Source organism: Pseudemcibacter aquimaris (assembly GCF_028869115.1).
Lineage (GTDB): Bacteria > Pseudomonadota > Alphaproteobacteria > Sphingomonadales > Emcibacteraceae > Pseudemcibacter > Pseudemcibacter aquimaris.
Map to the genome: position 1 here is coordinate 1,377,275 of NZ_CP079800.1, position 23,729 is coordinate 1,401,003.

Here is a 23,729-nt window from a genome sequence, read left to right on the forward strand (position 1 = left end):
CATGGCTATTGCATTATCAATGCCTGCACTTTCCCCAACCATGGAAACAGGTACACTGGCAAAGTGGCTTGTGAAAGAAGGCGATGAAGTTGAAAGCGGTACAGTTCTTGCTGAGATCGAAACAGACAAAGCCACAATGGAATTTGAAAGCATCGATGACGGTGTTGTAGGTAAAATCGTTGTTGCAGAAGGCACAGAAAATGTTGCTGTTGGCGAATTAATTGCTGTACTTCTTGAAGATGGCGAAGATGCATCAGCAGCTGACAGTGTTGCGGCAAGCGCACCTGCTGCGGCTGCTCCGGCACCTGCGGCTGAACCTGCACCAGCTCCTGCAGCTGCACCGGCTCCTGCGCCAGTAGCGGCTCCGGCTCCTGTGGCAGCACCTGCTGCTCCTGTGCCAGTAGTTGCAAGCGGTGATCGCGTATTCGCATCACCACTCGCGCGCCGTATTGCTGAACAGAATGGTTATGACATTGCAGCGATCCCGGGCACTGGCCCACGTGGCCGCGTGATCAAACGTGACGTTGAGGCGTACACACCAGCCGCAGCACCAATTGCAGCAGCAGGTGCAGTCGCGCTTGATGGTGATACACCGTTTGAAGATGTGAAACTAAGCAATATGCGTAAAACAATTGCCAAGCGCCTTACTGAAAGCAAGCAAACTGTTCCGCATTTCTATCTATCTGTGGATATTGAACTTGATAATCTGCTTGCGGCACGTAAACAGCTTAACGCGATGTCAGACGAATATAAAATTTCCGTAAATGATTTCGTGATTAAGGCATGTGCTGCGGCGCTTATGAAGGTGCCAGCTGCGAACGTACAGTTCCTTGGTGATACGATGCGCCAATTTAAACGCGCGGATATTTCCGTTGCGGTTGCGATTGATGGCGGTCTAATTACACCTGTTGTTAAGGGGGCTGATCAAAAAGGTCTTCGTCAGATTTCTGATGAAACAAAAGACCTTGCGAAACGCGCACACGAAGGAAAACTGGCACCAGAAGAATATGCTGGTGGTACATTCTCTATTTCCAATATGGGTATGATGGGTGTTAAGAGCTTTGATGCGGTGATTAACCCGCCACAAGCAGCAATTCTTGCGGTTGGTGCTGGTGAACAGCGTCCGGTCGTGAAAAATGGTGAACTGACCGTTGCAACAGTTATGACAGTAACACTTTCCTGTGACCACCGTGCCATTGATGGCGCTGTTGGTGCAGAATATCTGGCGGCGCTTAAGACATTCCTTGAGCAACCATCAGCGATGCTACTGTAAAGGAGAGAGACTATGACTGCACAAAAATTTGATATGGTCGTTCTCGGCTCCGGCCCGGGTGGATATGTTGCGGCGATCCGTGCAGCACAGCTTGGATTTAAAACGGCTGTTGTTGAACGTGCGGAACTTGGTGGTATTTGCCTTAACTGGGGCTGTATCCCGACAAAGGCGCTTCTTCGTTCTGCTGAAGTTTTTCATAATATGAAGCATGCCGCGGATTACGGTCTTGTAGCCGGTCAGCTAGGTTTTGATCTTGATAAGGTCGTTAGTCGCAGCCGTGGTATCGCGGCGCAGCTAAGTGGCGGTATCAAACACCTTATGAAGAAAAACAAAGTTACTGTTATCGAAGGAAACGGTGTACTGGTAAAACCTGGCGTTCTATCCGTTGAAAAAGATGGAAAGAAAACCGAAGTTCACGGTACGGATATCATCCTTGCCACTGGTGCACGTGCGAAAGAATTACCACATTTAAAAGCAGACGGTGAGCTTGTATGGACATATCGTCATGCGCTTACACCAAAGGCAGTGCCTGGTAAGCTTCTTGTGATTGGTTCAGGTGCCATCGGTATTGAATTTGCGAGCTTTTATAATGAACTTGGTTCTGACGTAACCGTTGTTGAAATGATGGACCGCGTTATGCCAGTGGAAGACGAAGAAATTTCAGCATTCGCAGCAAAATCATTCAAGTCACAAGGTATCAAGATCATGACGGAAGCGTCCGTTACGAAACTTGATAAAAAAGCCAAATCAGTGGTTTGTACCGTTGAAGGCAAGGGTGGTAAATCAGAACAGATCGAAGTTGATAATGTTATCATCGCGATTGGTATTGACGGAAACGTTGAAAATATTGGCCTTGAGCAAAATAAGATCAAAGTTGACCGCGGCCACGTTGTAACTGATGAGTGGGGCCATACTGGTGTTAAAGGTGTTCATGCGATTGGTGATCTTACCGGTCCACCATGGCTTGCGCATAAAGCATCACACGAAGGTGTTATTCTGGTTGAAAAGATTGCCCGTGATAAAGGCAATAAAGAAATCAAAGATCTTCATCCGATGGACAAGGGCAACATCCCTGGCTGTACATACTGTCGCCCACAAGTGGCAAGCGTTGGCATGACTGAAAAAGCAGCGATTGCAGCTGGTTATAAGGTCAATGTTGGTCGTTTCCCATTCATTGGTAACGGTAAAGCGATTGCCATGGGTGAAGCAGAAGGCATGATGAAAACTGTTTTTGATGCAAAAACCGGTGAGCTACTTGGCGCACATATGGTTGGTGCAGAGGTAACAGAAATGATCCAAGGTTATACTGTTGCCAGAACCCTTGAAACAACAGAAATAGAGCTTATGCACACTGTATTCCCGCATCCGACAATGTCAGAAATGATGCACGAAGCGGTACTTGATGCATTTGGGAAAGCTTTACATTTCTAATTCCAATATTATATCGAGTATATGATGGACGAAAAAGCAGTAAAACCAGTTGTGACCGAAAGTGGTCATGTACGTAAACCTGACTGGATACGGGTAAAAGCACCTGTATCCAAAGGGTATCAGGAAACACGCAAACTTATGCGTGGTCTTAAGCTTAATACAGTATGTGAAGAGGCTGCATGTCCGAATATCGGTGAATGCTGGACCAAGAAACATACGACGGTCATGATCCTTGGTGATACATGTACACGTGCGTGTCGTTTCTGTAACATCAAAACGGGTAAGGGGAACCCCGTTGATCCGGATGAACCACGTCATGTTGCGGAAATGGTTGTAACCACAGAAATGAAGCACATTGTGATTACATCCGTTGACCGTGATGATCTTGAAGATGGTGGTGCAGATCAATTCGTAAAAGTAATCGCGGCGATCCGTGAAGCATCACCGGAAACAACCATTGAAATTCTGACACCGGATTTCAGAAATAAGCCGGGTGCGCTTGAAAAAGTGGTTAAAGCAAAACCGGATGTGTTTAATCACAACCTTGAAACGGTTCCACGTCTTTATACACGTATTCGTCCGGGTGCACGTTATTTTCATTCATTAAACTTGCTTGCGAAAGTAAAAGAAATGGATCCTGAAATATTCACAAAATCCGGCATTATGGTCGGACTGGGTGAAGATGAGGTAGAAGTACTGCAAGTCATGGATGACATGCGTAGTGCGGATATTGATTTTATGACCATAGGTCAATATCTTCAGCCAACGAAGAAACACACTGATGTGATTGAATTTATTAAGCCGGATCAATTTGTTAAGTATAAAAAACGTGCCAAAGCAAAAGGTTTTTTACATGTGTCTTCGTCGCCACTTACACGATCAAGTCATCACGCGAGCGAAGATTTCGAAGTGCTGAAAGCAGCACGTCTTGAGCAGCTAAAGAAATCAGGTGATATCAGTCACGAAGATGCACCAATTGATATTGAAGAAATGAAAAAGCATAATCCGCTTTACGAGTGATCAATGCCAAGGTTCGTAGAAGACAGAGTTTTCCCCTATACCGCAGAACAGATGTTTGATCTTGTTGCAGATGTTGGAAAGTATCCTGAATTTTTGCCGTGGTGCATTGGTGCAAGGCTTTATAACAAAAAAGAAAATGACTTTTATGCGGACTTGATCATCGGCTTTAAAGTTTTTCGTGAAAGATTTACATCGCACGTGATGTTGTCAGACGGAAAAATTGAAATCGATTATGTGAAGGGGCCGCTTAGTTACCTTCATAATCTTTGGGAATTTAAAGATTTGCCGGATGGTGGCTCCGCACTTCATTTTGAGGTGGATTTTGAATTTAAAAATAAAATCTTTCAAAAAATGATTGGAGGCTTGTTTACCGAAGCGGTTCACCGTATGGTCGAATCTTTCGAAGACAGAGCCATAGAGTTATATGGTAAATAAGGACAAGAACATGACAAATACAGTATTTCCAGCACAACCAACCCCACTTGTTGATATCGTAGGGAGCGATGAAAAATTTCCGGTAAACCGCATTTATTGTGTGGGCCTTAATTACGCGGATCATGTGGTTGAATTTGGTGAAGACCCGGATAAGGTTGACCCTGTATTTTTCATGAAACCGGGTGATGCTGTTGTTGCAAATGGTGTTGACGTGCCATATCCACAACATACTGAAAATTTCCATTATGAAATTGAACTGGTTATCGCTATTGGCAAAGAAGCATATAATGTATCCGTGGAAGATGCGGAAGATTATGTGTTCGGTTATGCGGTGGGTAATGACCTGACCCGCAGGGACATGCAACTTGCGCTTAAAGATAAAGGAATGCCTTGGGACCCGTCAAAAGGGTTTGATATGTCAGCGCCGATCACAGAAATCCATCCAGTGGAAGAAGTCGGTCACATTAACGAAGGGCGTATCTGGTTAAGCGTGAATGGTGATGTTAAACAGGATGGTAACATCAATCAAATGATTGCCAAAAACGCGCAAATCATTTCAAAACTTTCTGAACTATATGTGCTTAAGCCGGGTGATCTTATTTATACAGGGACACCGTCCGGCATCGGCCCGGTTGTTCCGGGTGATGTGATGGACGGCGGTATTGACGGTTTGGATACTTTAACGACAAAAATCGTTTAATCACCGATATTCAAAAACACTTTCAAGCGGTTCGCCAAAAACATCCGCAATTTTAAAAGCAAGTTCTAACGAGGGGGCGTATTTCGCCGCCTCGATTGCGTTTACGGTTTGCCTTGTGGCGCCAATTTTTTCGGCCAAGGCGGCTTGTGATAAACCGCCGTGTTTTAGCCTCAACATTTTGATATTATTGTGGACTACCTTATCTGTCATTTTAATATCCACGTCTGTAACGAAAGATCTGAATGGATGATTTTACGGTACCCGAAAGAATAATTGCTATAAGTAAATAATGCATGATGCTGGCGGCATTTACTGGCACAGGATGAGTTTGGCTGAAATATCCAATTCCTTCGGTGATCATGACTTGCCCAATGATTAATGTACAAAAAACGCATAATGAATAATAGGCAAATGAATTTGCTTTTGCTTCAATTGCGATATCACGTTCATCTTTTGCTTCAGTATTTTTTTTGGCAAAAACAATATTCAGAATAATTGTCGATGCAATTGATATAAGTATTGCGTTCACAACGACTTTTCCTAAACCAGGATCGGTTAAGTTGTTAAAGCCGCCAAGATTAAATGCATGGGTAAAATAATAAATTGCCACTGCTATGCTAACGATCAATTCAATCCATATTTCTTTTTCACGATTGGATAAGTCCATTTATGCCTCCTAATTAATATAATTAGAGAGGTAAAATATTTTTTACATAATGTAAAGTATTTTTTACATAATAATTTTTGCGCAGTCTTTTGGATGACTGGTGATCATGAAATGACTTGCCCCTTTTATTTCAAATTGTTTGCAGTCAGGGATGTTATTTTTAAGTATATTTGAAATGGTTTTTGCAACAAAATTGGAATGACTGCCATGGGCGACGGTAACAGGAATATCAATGCCTCTTATGTCATCAGCATTGTATTTACATAACTGTTTGCAGAGTTCCCAATGGCGTAAATTATTTTTTGTCATTTCTGCCATCGCGTCTTGTACATGGGGAGGGATGACTTCGAATGAACCTTCAACGCCCCAAAAATCGATGACCCGCGCGCATGCATTTTTTTCACCATCCTGTGCGGCGTGGATAATATATTCTTCAGTGAAATCGGCAATAATCTGTTCAGCTTTATTTTCATTAAAAATTGATAATAATCCGACAGCAACTGGTTCAAATAGGGTCAGTCTTTTAACATTAAATGCTTTTGTAAGTGTCGCAGCCAGTGCCGCAACACCGCCATAAGAATGCCCAACTAAATGCACTGGTTCATTCATAATAGGGATTTGAGATTTGATGCAATCGAATTCAGTTTTGAATTTTGGATCATCAAAATCATGTGGATCGTCATTGCCACCATGCCCGGGCAGGTTAATAGAATAAGTTTTTACATTTTCATTCACGTGTTCTTTTATTTTACGCCAGCTTTTTGAGTTGGCAAAAGAACCGTGAATGAATATAATAGGTAAGTTGTTGTTTTTAAAAGAATTGTCAGCCATTTTGCTAGGTTATGATATTTTGCTGTTCAGCGCAAATTTATAAATTTTATTTTACATGCAATATAAAAATTTTCGAAATCTGTTAGGAATTGTCTTGATTTTTATCTAAAATTAACCAATTATTAACTATTGAGATTATGGGCAAAAATAAAATTTGGGTAAAAAAATGGATCTGAGGCATAAGATAAGTGCCCCCGAGCAGCATTTCGATTTCGATAGAAACGAGTTGAGTTCTAAAGAACAGCTTGCATTATATGATTATTGGCTTGAGCTAAAAGGTTCAAGAGATTTGCCTGCACGATCAGATTTTAATCCGATGAAAGTTCCGACAGCTCTGCCGTATATTGTTATGCAAGACGTGACGCATGACCCGGTCAGTTTTAAAATCCGTTTGATCGGTTCAAAATCAAAAGTACCATCACATTATATGGGAAAATCAATTAGTGACTTTCCCGAATTATGGAATGTGGCGGAAATGCTTAAGCAAGGTATCGAATACCGTAAGCCATATTTCTATTCAAACAGCATCAGCGTTGAACCTGAAATGATCAGGGATTACACATCACTTGTACTTCCTTTCTCCGAAGATGGGGAAAAGGTCAATATTGTGATGGGATGCCTTTGTTTCAACAGTAGATAATTTATCTATACTATTTCTTTGATCGCTTTTAAAAATGTAATGATTTCTTCTGCTGTGTTGTAATGACACATTGAAACGCGAATACATGATGGCTGATTAAGAGGAATAAGAACATTCCCGGAATAATGATCGTTCTTACGAACGTGAACACGGATTTGACGATCGCTTAATGCGCTGACCACATCAACGGAATCCATTCCATCAACATAAAATGAAACAAGTCCTTTACGGCCCGGATTATCAATGCCGCCAATGATAGTGACATTATCGTAATCTTTTAAGCCCTTAACATCACCCGTTCCATTAATCATTAAATCTGTGATGTCTTTTTCGTGTTGCATTACGGCTTTACCTGCCGCAACCAGTCTTTCGCGAAGGTCCGCTGAATTGCTAAAATGGCCACCAAGCCAATCAAAGTAATTCACCACTTCTGAAAATGTTGCATATGATCCGGTATCACGGGTACCAAGTTCCCATGCATCTTCAGGGCCGCCAATTAATGAATTATGCGGCAATACAGATAGACGAGGGGACACCCATCCAAGGCCATAACCGTGTCGAGAGAATACCTTGTATGGTGAAATAACATATCCATCAATATCATAACTATCGATATCAAGTGCGCCGTGTGCGGCTTGTTGAATGCCATCAACAATGATGAAACATTCTGGTGAAACGGCACGGATAGAGGCGGCAATGGCTTTTACATCATTGGCAACACCGGTCACGGGACTTGTATGTAAAATCGTGGCGACTTTGGTATTTTCAGTTACATATTTACTGTAATCATCCGCGGTGACATTACCATTTTCATCGTTATGCGGCACGCTGATGTAATTGGCGCCAATGACACCCGCCCAGCGAATAGCAGCACTTCGGGATGCGGGATGTTCAACGGTGCTGCCAATTACGTCACAATCTTTTGCTGTTGCAACGATGGCTGTGCTGATAATTCTGAATAATAATTCTGTGCCGCTTTCACCCGCAAAAATCACGCCATCTTTTGCCCCGAAAAACGCACGGGCATTTTCTTTTGCCCCATCAATAATATTTTGAAGTTCATGAGCGGCCGGGTTATTTCGTCCCTGATTATCAGGGATAGCGGCCATCTCTTTTGATTTATCTACTACGGATTTTAACGTTAATGCGCCCCCCGCATTTTCAAAGAAAATTCTCTTGCCTTGATAAGGGCATTCTTCAACAAGTTCGAAACTGCCACGAATATTATTCATCAATTCATCATTAAACATTTCATTTGTCCCATATTATTTTTTGAGACTCTTTTAAACGCTAAAATTTTAAATAGCAATCACATCAATGTGATTAAATGAGAGTGGTTATTTTGATTTTTGTTGTTAAGCTCTGATCCAGTTATTTAACTCAGGGAGAATTAAATGTCAGAAGAAAAAAACTTGTCTGATTATCAAGATAAAATTGAATGGCTGTTGCTTTTTATGCGTGCATCAATTTTCATCGTTATGTTTGCCTGGACGGTTGATAAATTCACCGATCCTTCGCATGGTGTGGCGATCTTAAAAGGATTTTATTTCATCGATGGTGTTGGTGAACAACTTGTCATGATTTTAGGTGGTCTTGAAATGCTACTTATTTTGGCATTTGTTGCTGGTGCTTTTAAAAAATATACATATGGTTTAATTTTACTATTTCATGGATTAACGACATTTGCGTCATTTGACCGTTATATTCCGCCAGATGTATCGCTTACATTTTTTGCTGCATGGCCAATGCTCGCGGCTTGTGCGACGTTATATATTTTGCGTGATTTTGATAAAAAGTTCGCTGTTCAGAAATAAAATCAACTGTTCATTAACGAACACTTTTGTTCGAAATTGAACATTGGATAATAGAAATAAAATGCTAACATGCTGATATAAAAGAAATTTTATATTGGCATGTTTTTTGCTTTTTTATGTGTTGGATAAATCTGTCAAAAATAATAAGCAGGCAACAACATGTTTAAAAGCTATCTTACCAGCACCATTCGCGATATTTTAAAAAATAAAGGCTATAGCGCCATTAACATTTTTGGCCTTTCGGTTGCGCTTGCTGCATGCTTGCTTATCAGTCTTTTTGTCGAGGATGAGCTAGGGTATGACATATTTATTCCTGATGGTGAAAATACGTACCGGATAGAGGTAATCGCCAAATCAAACACAAGAACAGATGAAAATTATGCACCGTTTATGGGGGCATACGCGCCGCTATTAACAGAACGCTCAGCTGATGTGCTCGACAGCACAAGATATCAGACAAATCAACTTGCTGTTTCCGTTGGGGACCGTTTCTTTTACGAAGATATCACATTTGCAGATGAAAATTTTATTGAATTTATGGGGCTTGATGCACCTGAAAATCTTTTAACTGATCAACTTTCTATCGTTATTACTGAAAGTGTCGCTGATAAATATTTCCCGGATGGCAATGCAGTTGGCAATGTTATGACTGTCGCCGGACAGGTTGATTACAGAGTTGCGCATGTGATGGAAGATTTTCCAAATAAATCCCATATGGCAATTACGATGATTGCGCCCTATAACCGTGATTTTATGGATATCGAGCGTGAATTTATGTCTATGAATAACATGACATATGTAAGGTTACGTGACGGTGTCAATCCCGAAATATTAACGCCATTATTGCATCAATTGATCGATGAAAACGTACCGCCATTTAATGATGTTGCAGCCAGCACAATGCGTGAACCGATTTATGTGGGGGTAAGGGATGTTTATTTAAAATCGCCGGCTGGTGTGGTTGGTAAGGCAGGGGGCGACATTAATGTCGTTATCGGCTTTATTAGTGTTGCGGTTTTATTAGTTGTGATCGCCACAGTAAATTACATCAATCTTGCAACGGCGCGTGCCATGAAACGGGCTCGCGAAGTCGGGATTAGAAAAGTTATGGGCGCGTCAAAAAAACAGCTTATTCTTCAATTTCTTGGTGAATCCATATTTATAACCATGCTTGCCGCGCTTGTTTCAATTGCGTTTGTCGAAATGGCCTTGCCATTTTTTAACGAAGCCTTGATGCGCGATATTGGTTTTGATTTTATTGGTAACCCTATGAATATATTGATGTTGCTGTTTGGTGCATTGATAATCGGCATAATCGCGGGTACTTATCCAGCGTTTTACCTGTCATCATTTAATCCTGCACGCGTTTTAAAAACAAACCAGACCAGGTCAGCATCTGTGTTTTTGCGTCAATTCTTGGTTTTCTTGCAATTTTCAATCGCCATTGGCCTTATTGCCGGAACAACCGTCGTAGTAAGGCAAACGCTTTATGCCACCAATATGGATCCAGGTTATGAAAAAGAAGGCGTAATGCTGATTAGAAACCTACGTTCCAATGGATTGCTGGATCAGGTTGAATTACTGGATCAGCAGCTTGAAACAGTTCAAGGGATTGAGGAAGTCACAGCATCACAATTTGTGCCGACCGATCCATGGGATTCAACGTCATCCATGAATATTGTTGGAAATCCAGAAGATCCATTCACCATGAGCAGGCTTGCTCATCAAGCGGACTTCTTTGATCTTTATAAATTAAACCTACGGGCGGGACGTTCACTTGATGAAACGCGTGAAAGCGATAAGTTATTATCAATTCCCGATGAAGAGGGGGTAATTGTTAACGCAAATGCCGTTATTAATGAAACTGCGATGCGTCAAATTGGTTTTTCCAATCCGGAACAGATTTTAAATACAAGATTAAGATGGGGTGTAGGCAATAATCGTTCCGTTCACTTTACCGTCGTCGGCGTGATTGAGGATTTCCACTTAAGGTCCATACACAACGCGGTAAGGCCAATGCTTTATTTTAATTCACCAGCATTTTTCAGAACATTAAGCCTAAGATATGCGACGAATGACTTTCCAGGAATGATTGCGGAGCTTGAAAGAAAATGGGCTGACCTTGCGCCGGGCATTCCGCTTGGGTATCAATTGCTTGATGATCAGGTTGACCAATTTTATGCTTCTGAACAGCGCCAAATGAAAGTATTTGTTAGCTTTGCAATAGTCGCAATTATCATATCATCTGTTGGCTTGCTTGGTTTAACGGCATTCACCGCAGAAAAAAGAACCCGTGAAATCAGTATCCGAAAAGTTTTGGGTGCAAGAACAATTGATATTTTGGCATTAATGGTTGGGCAATTTTCGAAACCTGTTCTGCTTGCTAATCTGGTTGCGTTACCACTTGCGTGGTGGCTAATGCAAAATTGGCTATCCGGTTTTGTTTACCGGATTGACTTAAGCATTACTTGGTTCATAACGGCTGGTGTTGCTGCGATGGTAATAGCATGGGTAACGGTAATCAGTTATTCCATGAAAGCAGCAAAAACCAATCCGGCGATAGCCTTAAGATATGAATAGAGGTTAATCCTCGACAAGGCTTTTGAATATATTTTTGTCCGGAAGATAGGCAATAAGGTCACTTAAATGTTCGTTCCACCAATTATAAAGTGGCGCTAGATCATCATATTCATATACGGCATGGCGCCAGTTGTGTTCTTTGGTATAGGTAAGCATATCAATGGGGTAACCCACGTCAACGGTGCTGATACGGGTTGAATCAAACGAAAGGTAAGCAATTTTAATAACCGTATCCATTGTGGTATCGTATCGTAATGCACGGTCAAGAAATGGTTTACCGTATGATGTGGCCCCAATGGTCATATAAGGGGTGCGTTCATTAATTTCGATCCAGTTCCCTTCTGGATAAACGAGATACATCATCGGTTCATCATCGCCGTTTAACTGGCCGCTTATTAATGTATGTAAATCAAAATGCAGATTGGATCTTTGTAAGGCTTCCCTGTCTTCGACGCCTACCTGCCTCAAAGCCTGAGTATAAATGTTTATGGCATGACGTAATTTAAGATCATTTTTATTTTCGACTTCCTCGCATAGGTCATCGAAGTAAGCGAGCGTTTTATCACGAATTGATCTGAGGCCGGAAGTCATGATGCATATGTCATTGTCACCGAAATGATGCATGCTTACTTTACCTGCGCTGTGTGACTGCATTCCGCTGGTCAGGCGACCATCCGCAAGACACATCAATCCATCACGTACTCTGATTCCCAGACAATAAGTCATGGTAAACGTCTCCTCAAAATTAATATTATTAATTGAATAAAGAAATGTAAGTTCGTTTAATGGTATTAAAAATATGCTGTGGTCTTAATGGCAAATGGGTATAGATTGAAAATTTAGCAATTTTGAGGTATAGTATACACTATCTCATGTAAACCCGTGAGCTTTTTTATAATCCATATTTTCTGTGTTGATTTTAACTTGGGGTTTTAATCTATTTATTCTTATTTATTAACTCATAGTGAGAGCATGTCTCATACGGGTTTGCAGGGGTATTTTTCATACACATAAAATTAGGAGAACCCCAAATGGCAGACAAAAAAACACTCGAAGACGCCGCAATTAAAGCTACATCAGGCATTCATGCAAGAGACTTAAGCAGATTACAGTTCCAGCAAACACAAGAAAGCTTTCAATTACAACAAGCTCAGCGTCAGGAACTGCTTCAGCTTCAACAGCAACAAGCACAAGAGCTAAAACAGCTACAGCAAAATCAAATGCAACAAGTCAGCCAGCTTGCGCAAAAGCAGCAAAATGAAATGATCGATTATGAGCAAGAGGTCATTGAATCAGTAAGAACCGCAAAATCCGGTCAAATTTAACATAAGTTACTTTTTTAATATCGGCCCCATTTTTATGGGGCCTTTATTATGGGTGGATCACCATAAATGATGTACCGTTTAATTTATCAGATTGGATTAAGTATTCTGCTTTATCTGATTGTTTTTTAAGAATTTTATCAAAAAATGCTGTCGCATAATGTTGTGCGATATTATTCATGCGAACTGTGTCCCAAACGGGGTCGGCGTAATGGCCAAATAATGGTCTGTCGCTATCCGGATATGTGCCGGTATAACTTTCCCGTGGTGCCGGAATTGGTGCGGCCGCATTATGACCCGCATTTTCAAAAGTCAGTAAATAGCGTTCAGCATTCACCGATTTTTCAAATAATGCTTTTACCCCTTTTTCATAGCCGGACGTGGTGTCTTTACTGCCTGCCATATACATAATCGGAATGCGTACCCCGTCTAGTCCATCATCATCCCATAAACCGCGTTCCATGCCCCATGGGCCTATGGCGATAATGGCATTAAAATTATCATTATTAACGATATCTTCGTGGGTTTCGCTTCCGGCTTGATGGCGTTTTAAAACATTATGCGGCGATAAATCTTTATTGGTAGCCACAATTTCGCTGATGCCTGCGCCAGCATTGACGACGGCACCATATCCGCCCATTGAATACCCAATAAGACCGGTATTTTCAGTATCAATTATGCCTTCAAGGAAATGCCCGCTTTCAGTATTAAGGCCCTTTAACGTACTAAGCACAAACCGTTGATCAAGTGGCCTGTTTAACAGGGTGCTAGAAAATACGGTCGCATCTTCGTAAAGACTGTCCGTATGATCAATTGAGGCAACGATATACCCCTTGGACGCAAGGTTTTCACCAAAATGGCTCATAAGATATCGATTGCCGGGATAGCCATGTGAAAGGATGATTAACGGAAATTTATTTCCCGCCTTTAATGGTTCTGCGTCACGAACCGCACCACCATGAAGCGTTGCTGTGGTTTTACCGTCCCGCAATATAACATTTTGATATTCAGTACCATGTTCCATCGTATGGGCCGGATACCAAATTTCGATTGTAAGTGGCCTGTCATATGCAGGAAGAGGTGGCTGGTCACCAATTTCACGTACATCGACCTGGTTATGATGAATTAGATTTAATGTTCTTACGCCAATATTGTAATTGCCGGGCTTTGCAAGTTCCGGCGCATCTGGCCTTAAACCATCAATACGGTTGTTGTTGCTAATGTCATTTGACGGGGCCGCGAAAGCACCGGTAAACATGAACATGATAATCACCATATATCGTTTCATATTGACCATTGTAGCGCTCCTTTATGACGGTTTTATGTTAACGCGGTTTTCTGGTTTTCCTGCGTTTGTTTTTATTCGGTTTTGTATTTGTGCCCTGTTTTTGAGCATTCGCAGGTTTATTGCTTTTGTTCTTTTTATTCCGGCCGCCTTTGTTTTCAGGATTTCTTGGAACATTATTTCTGTTGCGGTTACGATTGCGGTTCCTGTTACGTGGACGTGGTTTTCGTTTTTCCTCATCACCGTCATCGTCTGGTTCCGCGTAATCGGCTGGTTGAACGCCTTCTAAATGAAAGGGGTGTTCATCCATCACCATCAATTTCTTGCGGATTAATTTTTCAATGCGTTTTAAATAATCGCGTTCTTCGTGGTCACAAAATGATAATGATATTCCGGTTTTTCCGGCTCTTGCTGTTCTGCCAATGCGGTGAACGTAGCTTTCTTCTTCGTTCGGAAGGTCAAAATTAATCACATGAGTAATGCCGTCAACGTCAATACCACGTGCAGCCACATCCGTTGCCACAAGCGTGCGAATTTCACCATCACGAAATTGATTGAGTGCTTTTTGCCTCGCGTTTTGTGATTTATTGCCATGGATTGCAGCTGATGTAATACCAAGTTGATCCAGCTTTCTTGATACACGGTTCGCACCATGTTTTGTGCGGGTAAAGATAATAACCCGTTTGATATCATCATCTTTTAAAATATGCGCGAGCAGCTTATTTTTTAAATTTTTCGGCACATACAGCACATATTGATCGATTTTTTCAACTGTGGTTGATTGCGGGGCCACTTGGACATGATCGGGATTATTCAAGATGTCATTTGCTAATCCCTCAACCTGCTTTGGCATGGTTGCGGAAAAGAATAGCGTCTGACGATTTTCAGGAAGTCTTGCTACAATTTTTCGAATGTCACGAATAAAACCCATATCCAGCATACGGTCTGCTTCATCAAGCACGAAATATTCAACTGAACCCAGCTTAACATGCCCTTGGTTCATTAAATCAAGCAGTCGCCCCGGCGTCGCGATCAGGATATCGACACCTTGTTCCAATGTTTTAATTTGCGGGTTTTGTGATACCCCACCAAAAAGAAGCGCAATTTTATAATGAAGGTATTTTGCGTATCCGCGAATATTTTCTTCGATTTGTAACGCAAGTTCACGGGTAGGGGCGAGAATAAGCGATCTTGCCGTTTTTGGTTTGCGCTTTCCTTCGCCGGCCAGCAATAATTGAATAATCGGTAATGAAAAAGCGGCCGTCTTTCCGGTTCCTGTCTGCGCAAGCGCAATCAAGTCATGCCCCGCAAGTACTTTGGGGATGGCTTTAGATTGAATGGGGGTCATGGTTTCATAGCCGCCTTCTTCTATCGCACGAAGAATAGGGGCCCTAAGACCAAGTTCCGTAAATTTAGTCATAAATACGCTTTCAGGATACGATCATCCAATTGAATAAGTACCGCTAGATACGCCCATCATAACATGATGTCAATCAAATGGATGAAATACTATGGAAATAAAAAAATGCCGGAAGAGGGGCGCTCTTCCGGCCAGTTGTCTGATATTTTATGCGAGGGGTATTTTAAATATCAGGAGGGTATTAATTTTTAGATATTAATTAGATATTAAAATGTCGGTTGGGAAATATCGGCATCGATCAGTAAGGTATGATCATTTGCCTGATAAACATCCATCATTTGTCCTTCCCATTCATCTTGACCGATATGATCCCAGCCATCATCGGTGAATGTCACACCATCATTTCCATCGCCCCAGATAACAAACATTTTATTTTCCGGCGTTAGATTGACGATGTCTTGAACAGAAAAGGCAATGTCACTTTCCACACCAAGGTCAATCATTTCGATGTTCATGGCGTCAAGGGTGGATAGATCAAGCTGGAAATGCTCTTCTTCGATCACCAATGTATCAAACCCAGTCCCGCCATCAATGGTGTCGCCATCACCGTAAATAATACGGTCATGACCAGCGCCCGTTTGGATATGATCATTTCCAAGGCCGCCATCAACCGTATCGTTACCAGCACCCATTGTAATGGTATCCTGACCATCGCCACCAGTAACAGTGTAATCACCATCATGTTCTGATTTATCCAATGTTCTGTCGGCTGTGCCGCTTGTCACCAGATTATTTTCACCATCAAAGATGAAATCGCCACTATATCCATGACCTTGATAAATATTGGCTTCTACGGCTTCGCCCGCAGAATTGGTGTAATACATTGTGATGTTGTATTCAGGGTTATTGTCACTGCCATCATGGATGAAATAAATAAATCCGTTTTCAACGTTATCAAGGGTGAATTCATCAACGACCACGCCGTCATGATTGAATGTACCGCCGCCGACTTCATTTACACGGAATGTGATGTCACGTGAATTTTCTGGTGCATGTTCAATCCAAAAATGATCATCTTCAAGGAAGATCGTTTCGCCCGTGACCACGCTGAACTTAACTTTTTCAAGGAATGGCGTGTCCGGCGTTTCGCTTTCACCACCAACGATGACGCGCACGTAACTTTGGGATTCTTTTTCGCCGTCCGTAGCCACATACCAGATTTTTACTTCTGCGGTCTGTCCATTATTCAGGTAATCAAAATCATCGCCTGGATCAAAAAGAATACCGTTTTCAACGATGTGGGCTGTTCCCTTACTGCCGACCAGTTCAATGGAAGAAAGGGTTAGATCGCTTTCGTCCTCATCATTATCAAGTACATCAATCCAGATTTCTTGTCCTTCATGTGTATCTTCAAGATCAGGTTCTAGTTCCGGTGCATAATTATATTCTTTGGTATCATCCAAATCATCTAAATTATGTTCATGATCATCGCCTTCGCGTTTGTCGTCAATGTCGCCGTATCCTTCGATGCCGTCTAGTTCCAGATCATCGATGTCATCGTCATCATCCACTTCAATGGTCACATCAACGCCAGTTTCAATAATGTCAATTTTCTCAAATGTTTCCGCAAGTTGACCAAGATTGATATTTGTCACACCCGTGCTATCGCTTTGGATAGAAAGGGTTATTTGTGATAAATCCTCAACTGTAATCTGCTCGATTTCAGCAATGTCAGAAATATCGTCAATGATGATTGTAATATCCCCTTCGATATTTAGGGTGCCAACATCGTGAATTTCGTATTGAGTTAGGTCAAGTGTCACGCTTTCTGCACCTTCCGGCACAACGATATTCAGAATACTTTCACCGTCACCGTCGATGGTGGTGAATTGGCGTAACTGTTCTTCGGTTAGGGTAACGTTTGAATTGACCACCAACACTTCAATATTGTTAAGCGTCACACCGGTTAAGTCCACTGTACCGTAAATGAACAGCGTGTTATTCCCTGCGCCACCATCAATTACTTCGCCGGACTGTACTTCTGAAACAGTACGGCCGTTTAGGTCAGCCAGTGTAATTAAAGATGATAGGTCTGTTCCTGATCCTGCCGAATTTGTGATTGAGCTTTGGGTATATTGATTTGCAGTTGTTGTACCGATGATAACAATTGCGTCGTCACCAGCGCCCGCGTTAATATTATCGGCCCCGTTACCGCCGCGGATCATATCATCGCCATTGCTTGTTGTGATTGTGTCTGCGCCGCCACCACCAGAAACAGTTAATGCGTTACTTGTTGATTGGGCAAGGAAAGTACCTCCACTATCGTCATCGGCTTGATATGTGTTTGTGCCAATTTCTGTAAAACCATCAAGGGCAAGTGTGCTGCCGCTGTTTAGGGTTACGCCACCAGTACCGCCACCCGTTCCCGCGCCACCACAGGCAGCAAGCGGAAGTAATGACATTAAAATGCCGGTTTTCTTGGCATTCTTTTTTGCTTTGGTTGATATTTTTTTGCTAATTTCCCGTGTGATTTCTTCCAGTTGGGTTCTGTCTGTTGTTTGAAAACGTGTATGATTATTCAACATGATTGCTCCATTTATTTCTTGCCCCCAAAGGCCAATAACTAAAAACGCAATACTCAATAAAAACTAATTCACTACGAATCAAAGATACGCATCTTCCCTAAATGAAGCCTTAAGGATTGGATTAAATAATAGTATAAGTTATTGAAAATATTATATAATTACGGATAAAATTATCATAAAATTGTATATGCACATACAAAAAAGGCGGGATGATCCCGCCTTAATAAATTAATGCTGATTACTTCCAATCAGGCGGGGTGATTAGGTTGGCGAGTAATCTTGCGGCGCCTGGTACCTGATGTTCAAGTTGATGATGAAGGATCAGTGAGCAATGATGATGCCAGCCATCACCAATGGATGCACTGATTAGTGCGCCTTCAAGCGGAGTTTTGCCATGATCGGACATGCTAAGTAGGAATTCATATTCGGGGGACGCTTCCATTGGGAAATAAAGCCCGCGTTCCTGATGCCAGTTGGCCCAGTCGGCCTCGCCAATTTTATGAGGGGCATTTAACAAATGATGATCCGGTTTTAAATGGGTCACAACCGCATTTGGATCGGTAATGCGCCAACGGAAAGATGGCGTGCCGATTGTAATCGGACGTGGCGGTGTGGTTTCATTGTTCCAATCATCATCTGTACGGTTATATTGGGTGACCAGATTACCGCCATTTTCCACATATTCACGTAAGTAAGGGCTTGTGGCGGTAAGGTCAGCCGCAAAAGCACGAATACCAATAACGATGGTGTCATATACGCTTAAATCCTGAACCTTAAGATCATCAACGCTTAACATGCTGACATCCAAGCCGAAACGCTGCAGCCAGAAATAAACACGGTCGGACCCGCGGTCCACATAACCGACCTTAAGCCGTTTTGGTATTTCTAGATCAATTGGCTGGACGGCCAGTGTGTTTGGTACCACTTTACAGGTGTTTCTAATATGGGCGTAATCCATCATCAGCACATTTTCTTCAACACGTTTCCCATCACAAATGGCATATGGCGTCATTTCAAGGCGGCCACCACCGGTTGGGCCAGTGATTGTGAAATTATATTTTGATGAACCGGGTAGGGTGCCTGCTTTCACGGTATAATTCGGTGGTGTTACTGTCCAGCCATCAGGTGCATCAAGGCCGATTTCAACGTCAGACGCGATGTCAGTAAATTTTTCCACTGTTAACATTGCGGAAATCGGTTCACCATCAGTCAGGCGGTTATAAAACAGACCACTTGCTTCCCAGCTAAGGTTTACTGGCGGGACGACGAGTACAGGATTTGCAGGGAGTATTGTTTTACTGCCTAAATCATCAAGTCCAAGAACACATGAGAATTTTTCCTTATCCCAAAATGGCTCATAATCTTTTTCAAGTGGCATATGGTATTCTGCATTTTCCGGTATTCTAAGCCGTATGGTGACTTCTTTATATTCGCATGGCTCAATTCTGAAACTTTGCATGTTTATTGGTAATTCGGAAATACCATCTGTACCAATAAGTGATAATGACAAATTATCCCATGATTGGCCGCCGGTATTATAGATGCTGACTTTACCGGTGAAATCCTGATTTGGGCTTGTGAAGTTGCTATCCCAAATTAACTCTACCTCTAGTCCTGATGCTTCATAGAGGGCGATGCCGACTTGTTTTTGTTTTAATTTAATTCTATGGGCGAAATTATGTTTGATTTCTTCTGAACGGTTATCAATTTCTGCTTCGATGTCATTTAATTTTTTCGCAAGATCCGTTAACGAATTATAAATGGCGTCACGGTTCGGGAATGATGTGATTGTATCATTGATCAGTCTTGCCGCGATATTTAAATCGCTGGCCAGTTTGCCATCTGTCATTTTTGCCATATCAGCAAGTGTTTGCCATAAACCGTCAAAAACGCTTTCTTCCTGAAGCGGAATATCAAAACGGCATTTTAAACGGTGAAGGTGGCTTATTTCCGGTTTTGCTTCGCGCCAGCGACCCATCCCTTGGGTGAGGTGGCGGGCGCGGGACCATTCGCCAATTTGCCTGTATGTGGCGCCATTAATTGGGTCATACATTCCCGTTGGGATGGAAACTGTTGGTTCCGGTGGTGGATCGCGGTCATCATAAACGGTACCGCGGCCGGACGCAGCGGAAAGGTATAATTTTAATACTTTCCATGGTTTAAGTCCTTGTTCCATATGTTCTGGAAATGCATTTGGGTCAGCGGCCATTTCATATGCATCAAGTGTTGCGCGGGTAATGGCGCGGTGGTGGCCATGTTGGCCATCGGTGTCAAGGAATGTTGGGGAAAGAATATCCGGTCTTTGTTCACGGATGATGCGCACTAATCTTTCTCGGGTGCGTTCGATGCCCCATTTGTTTTCGGCCTCTGAAGGATCAGTTGAAAAGCCGAAATCATCAATTTCATCACCAAAACGGGCGGAATAATAATGGACGGACATTGGAATCTCGCTTGCGGCGGCTTCCATTTCTTCGGATCTGAATACACCAAGGTCATCACCAGCTTCGGTGCCGATGGCGTTTTGGCCGCCCTTGCCACGGGTGGATGTGGAATACATAACGCGAACGCCCTGATTACGGGCAAGATAGGCAAGAATATGTGAACGTTCATCATCGGGATGGGCACCGCAGTTCATAAAACTGCCCACATGTTTAAGCGGGGTTAGTGCATCCCATAATTTATTAATCCCCGATTTTCGTTGTTGTTCAGCAATTCTGCGCTGTGCTTCGGTCATGTATTTTTCCCTTTATTTGATCACATTAATTTAACGACTGACGTCATGAAGTCAATAGACTGGAAATTAAAAGAAGATGTCGTTATGCTATTGAAAAAAATACATAAAGGGATCAAATGAAGCGGGTGTTCATCACCATAATTGCTGTTTTTTGCAGCCAACTTGCGCATGCAGTCGATATTGAATATTGGCAGTATAGCTATAAAGCGCGCCTGGATGCGATGGATAAATTGATTGATGCGTTTGAGGTAGAAAATCCAGACATCAATGTGATCCATACCAATTTCCCATATTCACAATATAGAACCAAGGTCGCCGCCGCCGTTGCCGCGGGCGAAGGGCCGGATGTAGTGCAGCTTTATTACGGGTGGCTGGATGATTATCTAAAGGGGGAAATATTACAGCCATTATCAAAAGAAAATTTCCCAAATGATATGATCCGCCGTGAATTTTTCCCAATGGTGGATACCATGATGGTGAAAGGCGATTATTATGCCTTACCGACGGCGGTTAGGTCGCTTGGGTTATTTTGGAATAAAAAGATTTTCCGGGAAGCGGGCCTTGATCCATCAACACCGCCGCAAACACTCGATGAATTGGTGCAGTTCGCCAAACGGTTAACCAAATATGATAGGGCCGGTAACATCATACAGGTGGGGTTAACCATCGGCCCGATTAATCAAGATCATAACTGGTGGCGGGAAGTGCTGGTGCGTCAATTTGGTGGCACGCCCTATAATGATGATAATACCAAGGTCACATATACCAGCGACGCGGGATTAAAGGCATTTCAATTTTATACTGAATTTGTAAGTAAGCATAACACATCGGTTGTCGATTTTATGGATAAGGGGGAAATTGCCTTTAAAGCGGGGCGTGCGGCGATGCATATTGATGGGTCATTCGCTCTTGCGTTATTTAACCGCACGCGTCGACTTGAATGGGGGGTAGCGGAATTGCCCAGTCATAATGGCATAAAATCCAATTTTTCATCATATTGGGTTAATGGCATCACCAGCAAAGCAAGCGGTGAAAAACGAATTGCCGCTGAAAAATTTTTAAAATTCATCACATCCGATAAAGCCATGCAATTATGGCTCGATGAGGTCGGAGAACTACCCGCCCGTAAATTGGTGGCGCAACGCCAGGAAAATCTTAACCATCCTGAATACGGCCCATTCATTCGCGGCCTTGGTTATGCTTATAGCACCAGATTTTATTCTGAAAGCGCACAGCGTAAAACGGTTGTTGATATGCTTGACCGAATAGTGCTGACGGGGATGAGCGTTCAAGACAGCCTTGAAATCGCTGCCCGTGAAGATCAAGCGATTATTGATAAGGCGGTGATGAATGAATAGCATCGCAAAACGTCGCGCCAAATGGGCATGGGTATTTTTAATGGTGCCACTCGTTTATTTTATTTTGGTCCGTTTTTACCCGACCATTGATGCCTTTAGCATTTCACTTACCGAATGGAATATTGTTGGTGAAAAGAAATATATTGGTTTTGATAATTTTATCTCGCTTTGGAATGACCCTGTATTTTGGGTGGTGCTTGGTAATACGTTTGAATATCTGGCGCTTGGTGTGCCGATATCATTGGTTCTATCGTTTATCATCGCATATTACCTTGATCAAATCAGGTTTGGACATGGTTTCTTAAGGGCCTGTTATTTTATTCCGTTCCTGACCACGGCGGTGGCGATGGCGTGGGTTTGGCGCTGGTTTTATCAACCTGTGCCCATTGGTATGATCAATCTTGCACTGGGGCAGATGGGGATATTGCAACTTGATTTCTTAAGATCCACCACACAAGCATTACCGGCGGTTCTCGCACCCGCAATCTGGGCGGGACTTGGGTTTCAAATTATTATCTTTATGGCGGGGCTTAGGGCAATTCCGGAAAGCCATTATGAAGCCGCGAAAATTGATGGGGCGGGCGCATGGCGCGTGCTCTGGGAAATTACCATTCCACAATTAAAAAATACGATTGTTTTTCTGGTGATCATAAGTTCCATTGGTTTTTTACGCATATTTGATCAGGTTTATAACATGACGCAAGAGGGCGAGGGCGGACCACTTAATGCCACTAGGCCGCTTGTGCTTGATATATATAAAACCGCATTTGACCGTTTTGAAATGGGAATGGCGGCCGCGGAAACGGTTGTTCTGTTTGTCATATTGCTGATCATCACAATTATACAGTTAAAGGTGCTAAAAAATGAAACATGATAAAGCACCCATTTCCCCGTCAAAAATATTGATTTGGACATTTTTGTTCATTGGCGCGGTGTTGATGATGACGCCAATCATTTTCATGTTTTCGGCGAGTTTTAAATTTAATGATCAGATTTATGATTTGGCGCTCATTTCCGATGAACCAACCATCAGCAATTATGTGATGCTGTTTCAAAATACGGAATTTGTCACATGGTTTTTAAACAGTATGGGTGTTGCGTTAATTACCACAATTTCGGTCGTCTTTTTCGATAGCCTTGTGGGCTATACATTGGCGAAATTTAAATTTGCGGGGCGTAAATTGGTTTTTATTGCCATTCTTTCCACGCTTATGATCCCGACAGAAATGCTGGTTATCCCATGGTATATACTTGCGCGTGATTTGGGGCTTCTAAATTCATATGTGGGCCTTATATTCCCGGGATTAATGACCGGCTTTGGTGTGTTTTTGATGAAACAATTTTTTGAAACACTGCCTGATGATTTTCTGGATGCAGCGCGTGTGGACGGTATGGGTGAATTTAAAGTATTCATGACCATCGCCATGCCGCTTGTGGCACCGGCGTTATCGGCGCTTGCCATATTTACGTTTCTTGGCAATTGGACCGCGTTTTTATGGCCGCTTATCGTCACGAATAGTCAGGAACTTTACACCATTCCGGTGGGGCTGGCATCATTCAGCGGTGAATTCCAAAGCGAATGGGAAATGATCATGACGGGTGCTGCGGTCGCGACCATTCCGACATTGATTGTATTTTTGGTGCTGCAGCGGTACATTATTCGCGGCATTATTTTAGGGGGGCTTAAGGGATAA

At 42.5% G+C, this 23,729-nt stretch carries 21 protein-coding genes; 12 read left to right on the top strand and 9 right to left on the bottom strand.

The annotated features are described in order from the left end of the window. The first annotated feature begins 1 nt into the window (after position 1). Genes KW060_RS06655 through KW060_RS06675 form a run of 5 tightly spaced genes read left to right on the top strand, consistent with a single transcriptional unit; the run spans position 2 to position 4,859 of the window. Positions 2 to 1,273 carry a pyruvate dehydrogenase complex dihydrolipoamide acetyltransferase gene (locus tag KW060_RS06655; RefSeq protein ID WP_249035591.1) on the top strand — a complete coding sequence of 424 codons (1,272 nt, stop codon included), beginning with the start codon at positions 2 to 4 and terminating at the stop codon, positions 1,271 to 1,273. Between the two features lie 12 nt (positions 1,274 to 1,285). Next, on the top strand, positions 1,286 to 2,704 hold the full coding sequence (lpdA, locus tag KW060_RS06660) for a dihydrolipoyl dehydrogenase (RefSeq protein ID WP_249035592.1): 1,419 nt from the start codon (positions 1,286 to 1,288) through the stop codon (positions 2,702 to 2,704). A gap of 24 nt (positions 2,705 to 2,728) precedes the next feature. After that, entirely contained in the window at positions 2,729 to 3,724 is a 996-nt protein-coding gene (gene lipA / locus KW060_RS06665) for a lipoyl synthase (protein ID WP_249035593.1), read from the top strand. A 3-nt stretch (positions 3,725 to 3,727) separates the two neighbouring features. Next, positions 3,728 to 4,159 (top strand): type II toxin-antitoxin system RatA family toxin, encoded by a 432-nt coding sequence (locus KW060_RS06670; protein WP_249035594.1) that lies wholly within the window; start codon positions 3,728 to 3,730, stop codon positions 4,157 to 4,159. Between the two features lie 10 nt (positions 4,160 to 4,169). Beyond that, complete coding sequence (locus KW060_RS06675) at positions 4,170 to 4,859, top strand: fumarylacetoacetate hydrolase family protein (protein WP_249035595.1); 690 nt, start codon at positions 4,170 to 4,172, stop codon at positions 4,857 to 4,859. Here KW060_RS06675 and KW060_RS06680 read toward each other — a convergent pair whose 3' ends face one another. From KW060_RS06680 to KW060_RS06690, 3 genes are all read right to left on the bottom strand, one after another. Continuing rightward, complete coding sequence (locus tag KW060_RS06680; RefSeq protein WP_249035596.1) at positions 4,860 to 5,069, bottom strand: helix-turn-helix transcriptional regulator; 210 nt, start codon at positions 5,067 to 5,069, stop codon at positions 4,860 to 4,862. Between the two features lies 1 nt (position 5,070). Continuing rightward, complete coding sequence (locus tag KW060_RS06685) at positions 5,071 to 5,526, bottom strand: hypothetical protein (RefSeq protein ID WP_249035597.1); 456 nt, start codon at positions 5,524 to 5,526, stop codon at positions 5,071 to 5,073. A 63-nt stretch (positions 5,527 to 5,589) separates the two neighbouring features. Next, complete coding sequence (locus tag KW060_RS06690; protein ID WP_249035598.1) at positions 5,590 to 6,357, bottom strand: alpha/beta fold hydrolase; 768 nt, start codon at positions 6,355 to 6,357, stop codon at positions 5,590 to 5,592. A 166-nt stretch (positions 6,358 to 6,523) separates the two neighbouring features. On the opposite strand from KW060_RS06690, the gene KW060_RS06695 reads away from it, so the two are divergent. Continuing rightward, complete coding sequence (locus tag KW060_RS06695; protein ID WP_249035599.1) at positions 6,524 to 6,997, top strand: PAS domain-containing protein; 474 nt, start codon at positions 6,524 to 6,526, stop codon at positions 6,995 to 6,997. Between the two features lie 5 nt (positions 6,998 to 7,002). On the opposite strand, the gene KW060_RS06700 is transcribed toward KW060_RS06695, so the two are convergent. Then, complete coding sequence (locus KW060_RS06700) at positions 7,003 to 8,247, bottom strand: aminotransferase class V-fold PLP-dependent enzyme (protein WP_249035600.1); 1,245 nt, start codon at positions 8,245 to 8,247, stop codon at positions 7,003 to 7,005. A 144-nt stretch (positions 8,248 to 8,391) separates the two neighbouring features. Between KW060_RS06700 and KW060_RS06705 the strand changes: the two genes are divergently transcribed. Continuing rightward, positions 8,392 to 8,811: a hypothetical protein gene (locus KW060_RS06705; protein ID WP_249035601.1), complete on the top strand. Its 420-nt coding sequence runs from the start codon at positions 8,392 to 8,394 to the stop codon at positions 8,809 to 8,811. Positions 8,812 to 8,970: 159 nt separating this feature from the next. Further along, positions 8,971 to 11,391, top strand: coding sequence for an ABC transporter permease (locus KW060_RS06710; protein WP_249035602.1), 2,421 nt, complete (start codon positions 8,971 to 8,973; stop codon positions 11,389 to 11,391). A gap of 3 nt (positions 11,392 to 11,394) precedes the next feature. On the opposite strand, the gene KW060_RS06715 is transcribed toward KW060_RS06710, so the two are convergent. Continuing rightward, a complete protein-coding gene (locus tag KW060_RS06715) occupies positions 11,395 to 12,117 on the bottom strand; it encodes a proteasome-type protease (protein ID WP_249035603.1) in 723 nt (240 codons plus the stop codon). A 305-nt stretch (positions 12,118 to 12,422) separates the two neighbouring features. Here KW060_RS06715 and KW060_RS06720 point away from each other — a divergent pair, with 305 nt between their 5' ends. Next, positions 12,423 to 12,716 carry a hypothetical protein gene (locus KW060_RS06720; RefSeq protein WP_249035604.1) on the top strand — a complete coding sequence of 98 codons (294 nt, stop codon included), beginning with the start codon at positions 12,423 to 12,425 and terminating at the stop codon, positions 12,714 to 12,716. A 46-nt stretch (positions 12,717 to 12,762) separates the two neighbouring features. Here KW060_RS06720 and KW060_RS06725 read toward each other — a convergent pair whose 3' ends face one another. The 4 genes from KW060_RS06725 to KW060_RS06740 all read right to left on the bottom strand — a co-directional run bounded on the left by KW060_RS06725 (position 12,763) and on the right by KW060_RS06740 (position 20,677). Continuing rightward, complete coding sequence (locus KW060_RS06725) at positions 12,763 to 14,010, bottom strand: alpha/beta hydrolase family protein (protein ID WP_249035605.1); 1,248 nt, start codon at positions 14,008 to 14,010, stop codon at positions 12,763 to 12,765. 28 nt (positions 14,011 to 14,038) lie between these two features. Further along, the gene (locus KW060_RS06730; protein WP_249035606.1) at positions 14,039 to 15,418 is read right to left on the bottom strand and encodes a DEAD/DEAH box helicase; all 1,380 of its coding nucleotides are present in this window, start codon (positions 15,416 to 15,418) and stop codon (positions 14,039 to 14,041) included. A gap of 206 nt (positions 15,419 to 15,624) precedes the next feature. Continuing rightward, a complete protein-coding gene (locus tag KW060_RS06735) occupies positions 15,625 to 17,943 on the bottom strand; it encodes a hypothetical protein (RefSeq protein ID WP_249035607.1) in 2,319 nt (772 codons plus the stop codon). Positions 17,944 to 18,181: 238 nt separating this feature from the next. Beyond that, positions 18,182 to 20,677: a PIG-L family deacetylase gene (locus KW060_RS06740; protein ID WP_249035608.1), complete on the bottom strand. Its 2,496-nt coding sequence runs from the start codon at positions 20,675 to 20,677 to the stop codon at positions 18,182 to 18,184. Positions 20,678 to 20,793: 116 nt separating this feature from the next. Between KW060_RS06740 and KW060_RS06745 the strand changes: the two genes are divergently transcribed. Genes KW060_RS06745 through KW060_RS06755 form a run of 3 tightly spaced genes read left to right on the top strand, consistent with a single transcriptional unit; the run spans position 20,794 to position 23,729 of the window. Further along, positions 20,794 to 22,035: an extracellular solute-binding protein gene (locus KW060_RS06745; protein ID WP_249035609.1), complete on the top strand. Its 1,242-nt coding sequence runs from the start codon at positions 20,794 to 20,796 to the stop codon at positions 22,033 to 22,035. Continuing rightward, a complete protein-coding gene (locus tag KW060_RS06750; RefSeq protein WP_249035610.1) occupies positions 22,028 to 22,909 on the top strand; it encodes a carbohydrate ABC transporter permease in 882 nt (293 codons plus the stop codon). Before KW060_RS06745 ends, KW060_RS06750 begins: the two co-directional genes overlap by 8 nt. Next, on the top strand, positions 22,899 to 23,729 hold the full coding sequence (locus tag KW060_RS06755; protein ID WP_249035611.1) for a carbohydrate ABC transporter permease: 831 nt from the start codon (positions 22,899 to 22,901) through the stop codon (positions 23,727 to 23,729). The genes KW060_RS06750 and KW060_RS06755 overlap by 11 nt, the downstream gene beginning before the upstream one ends.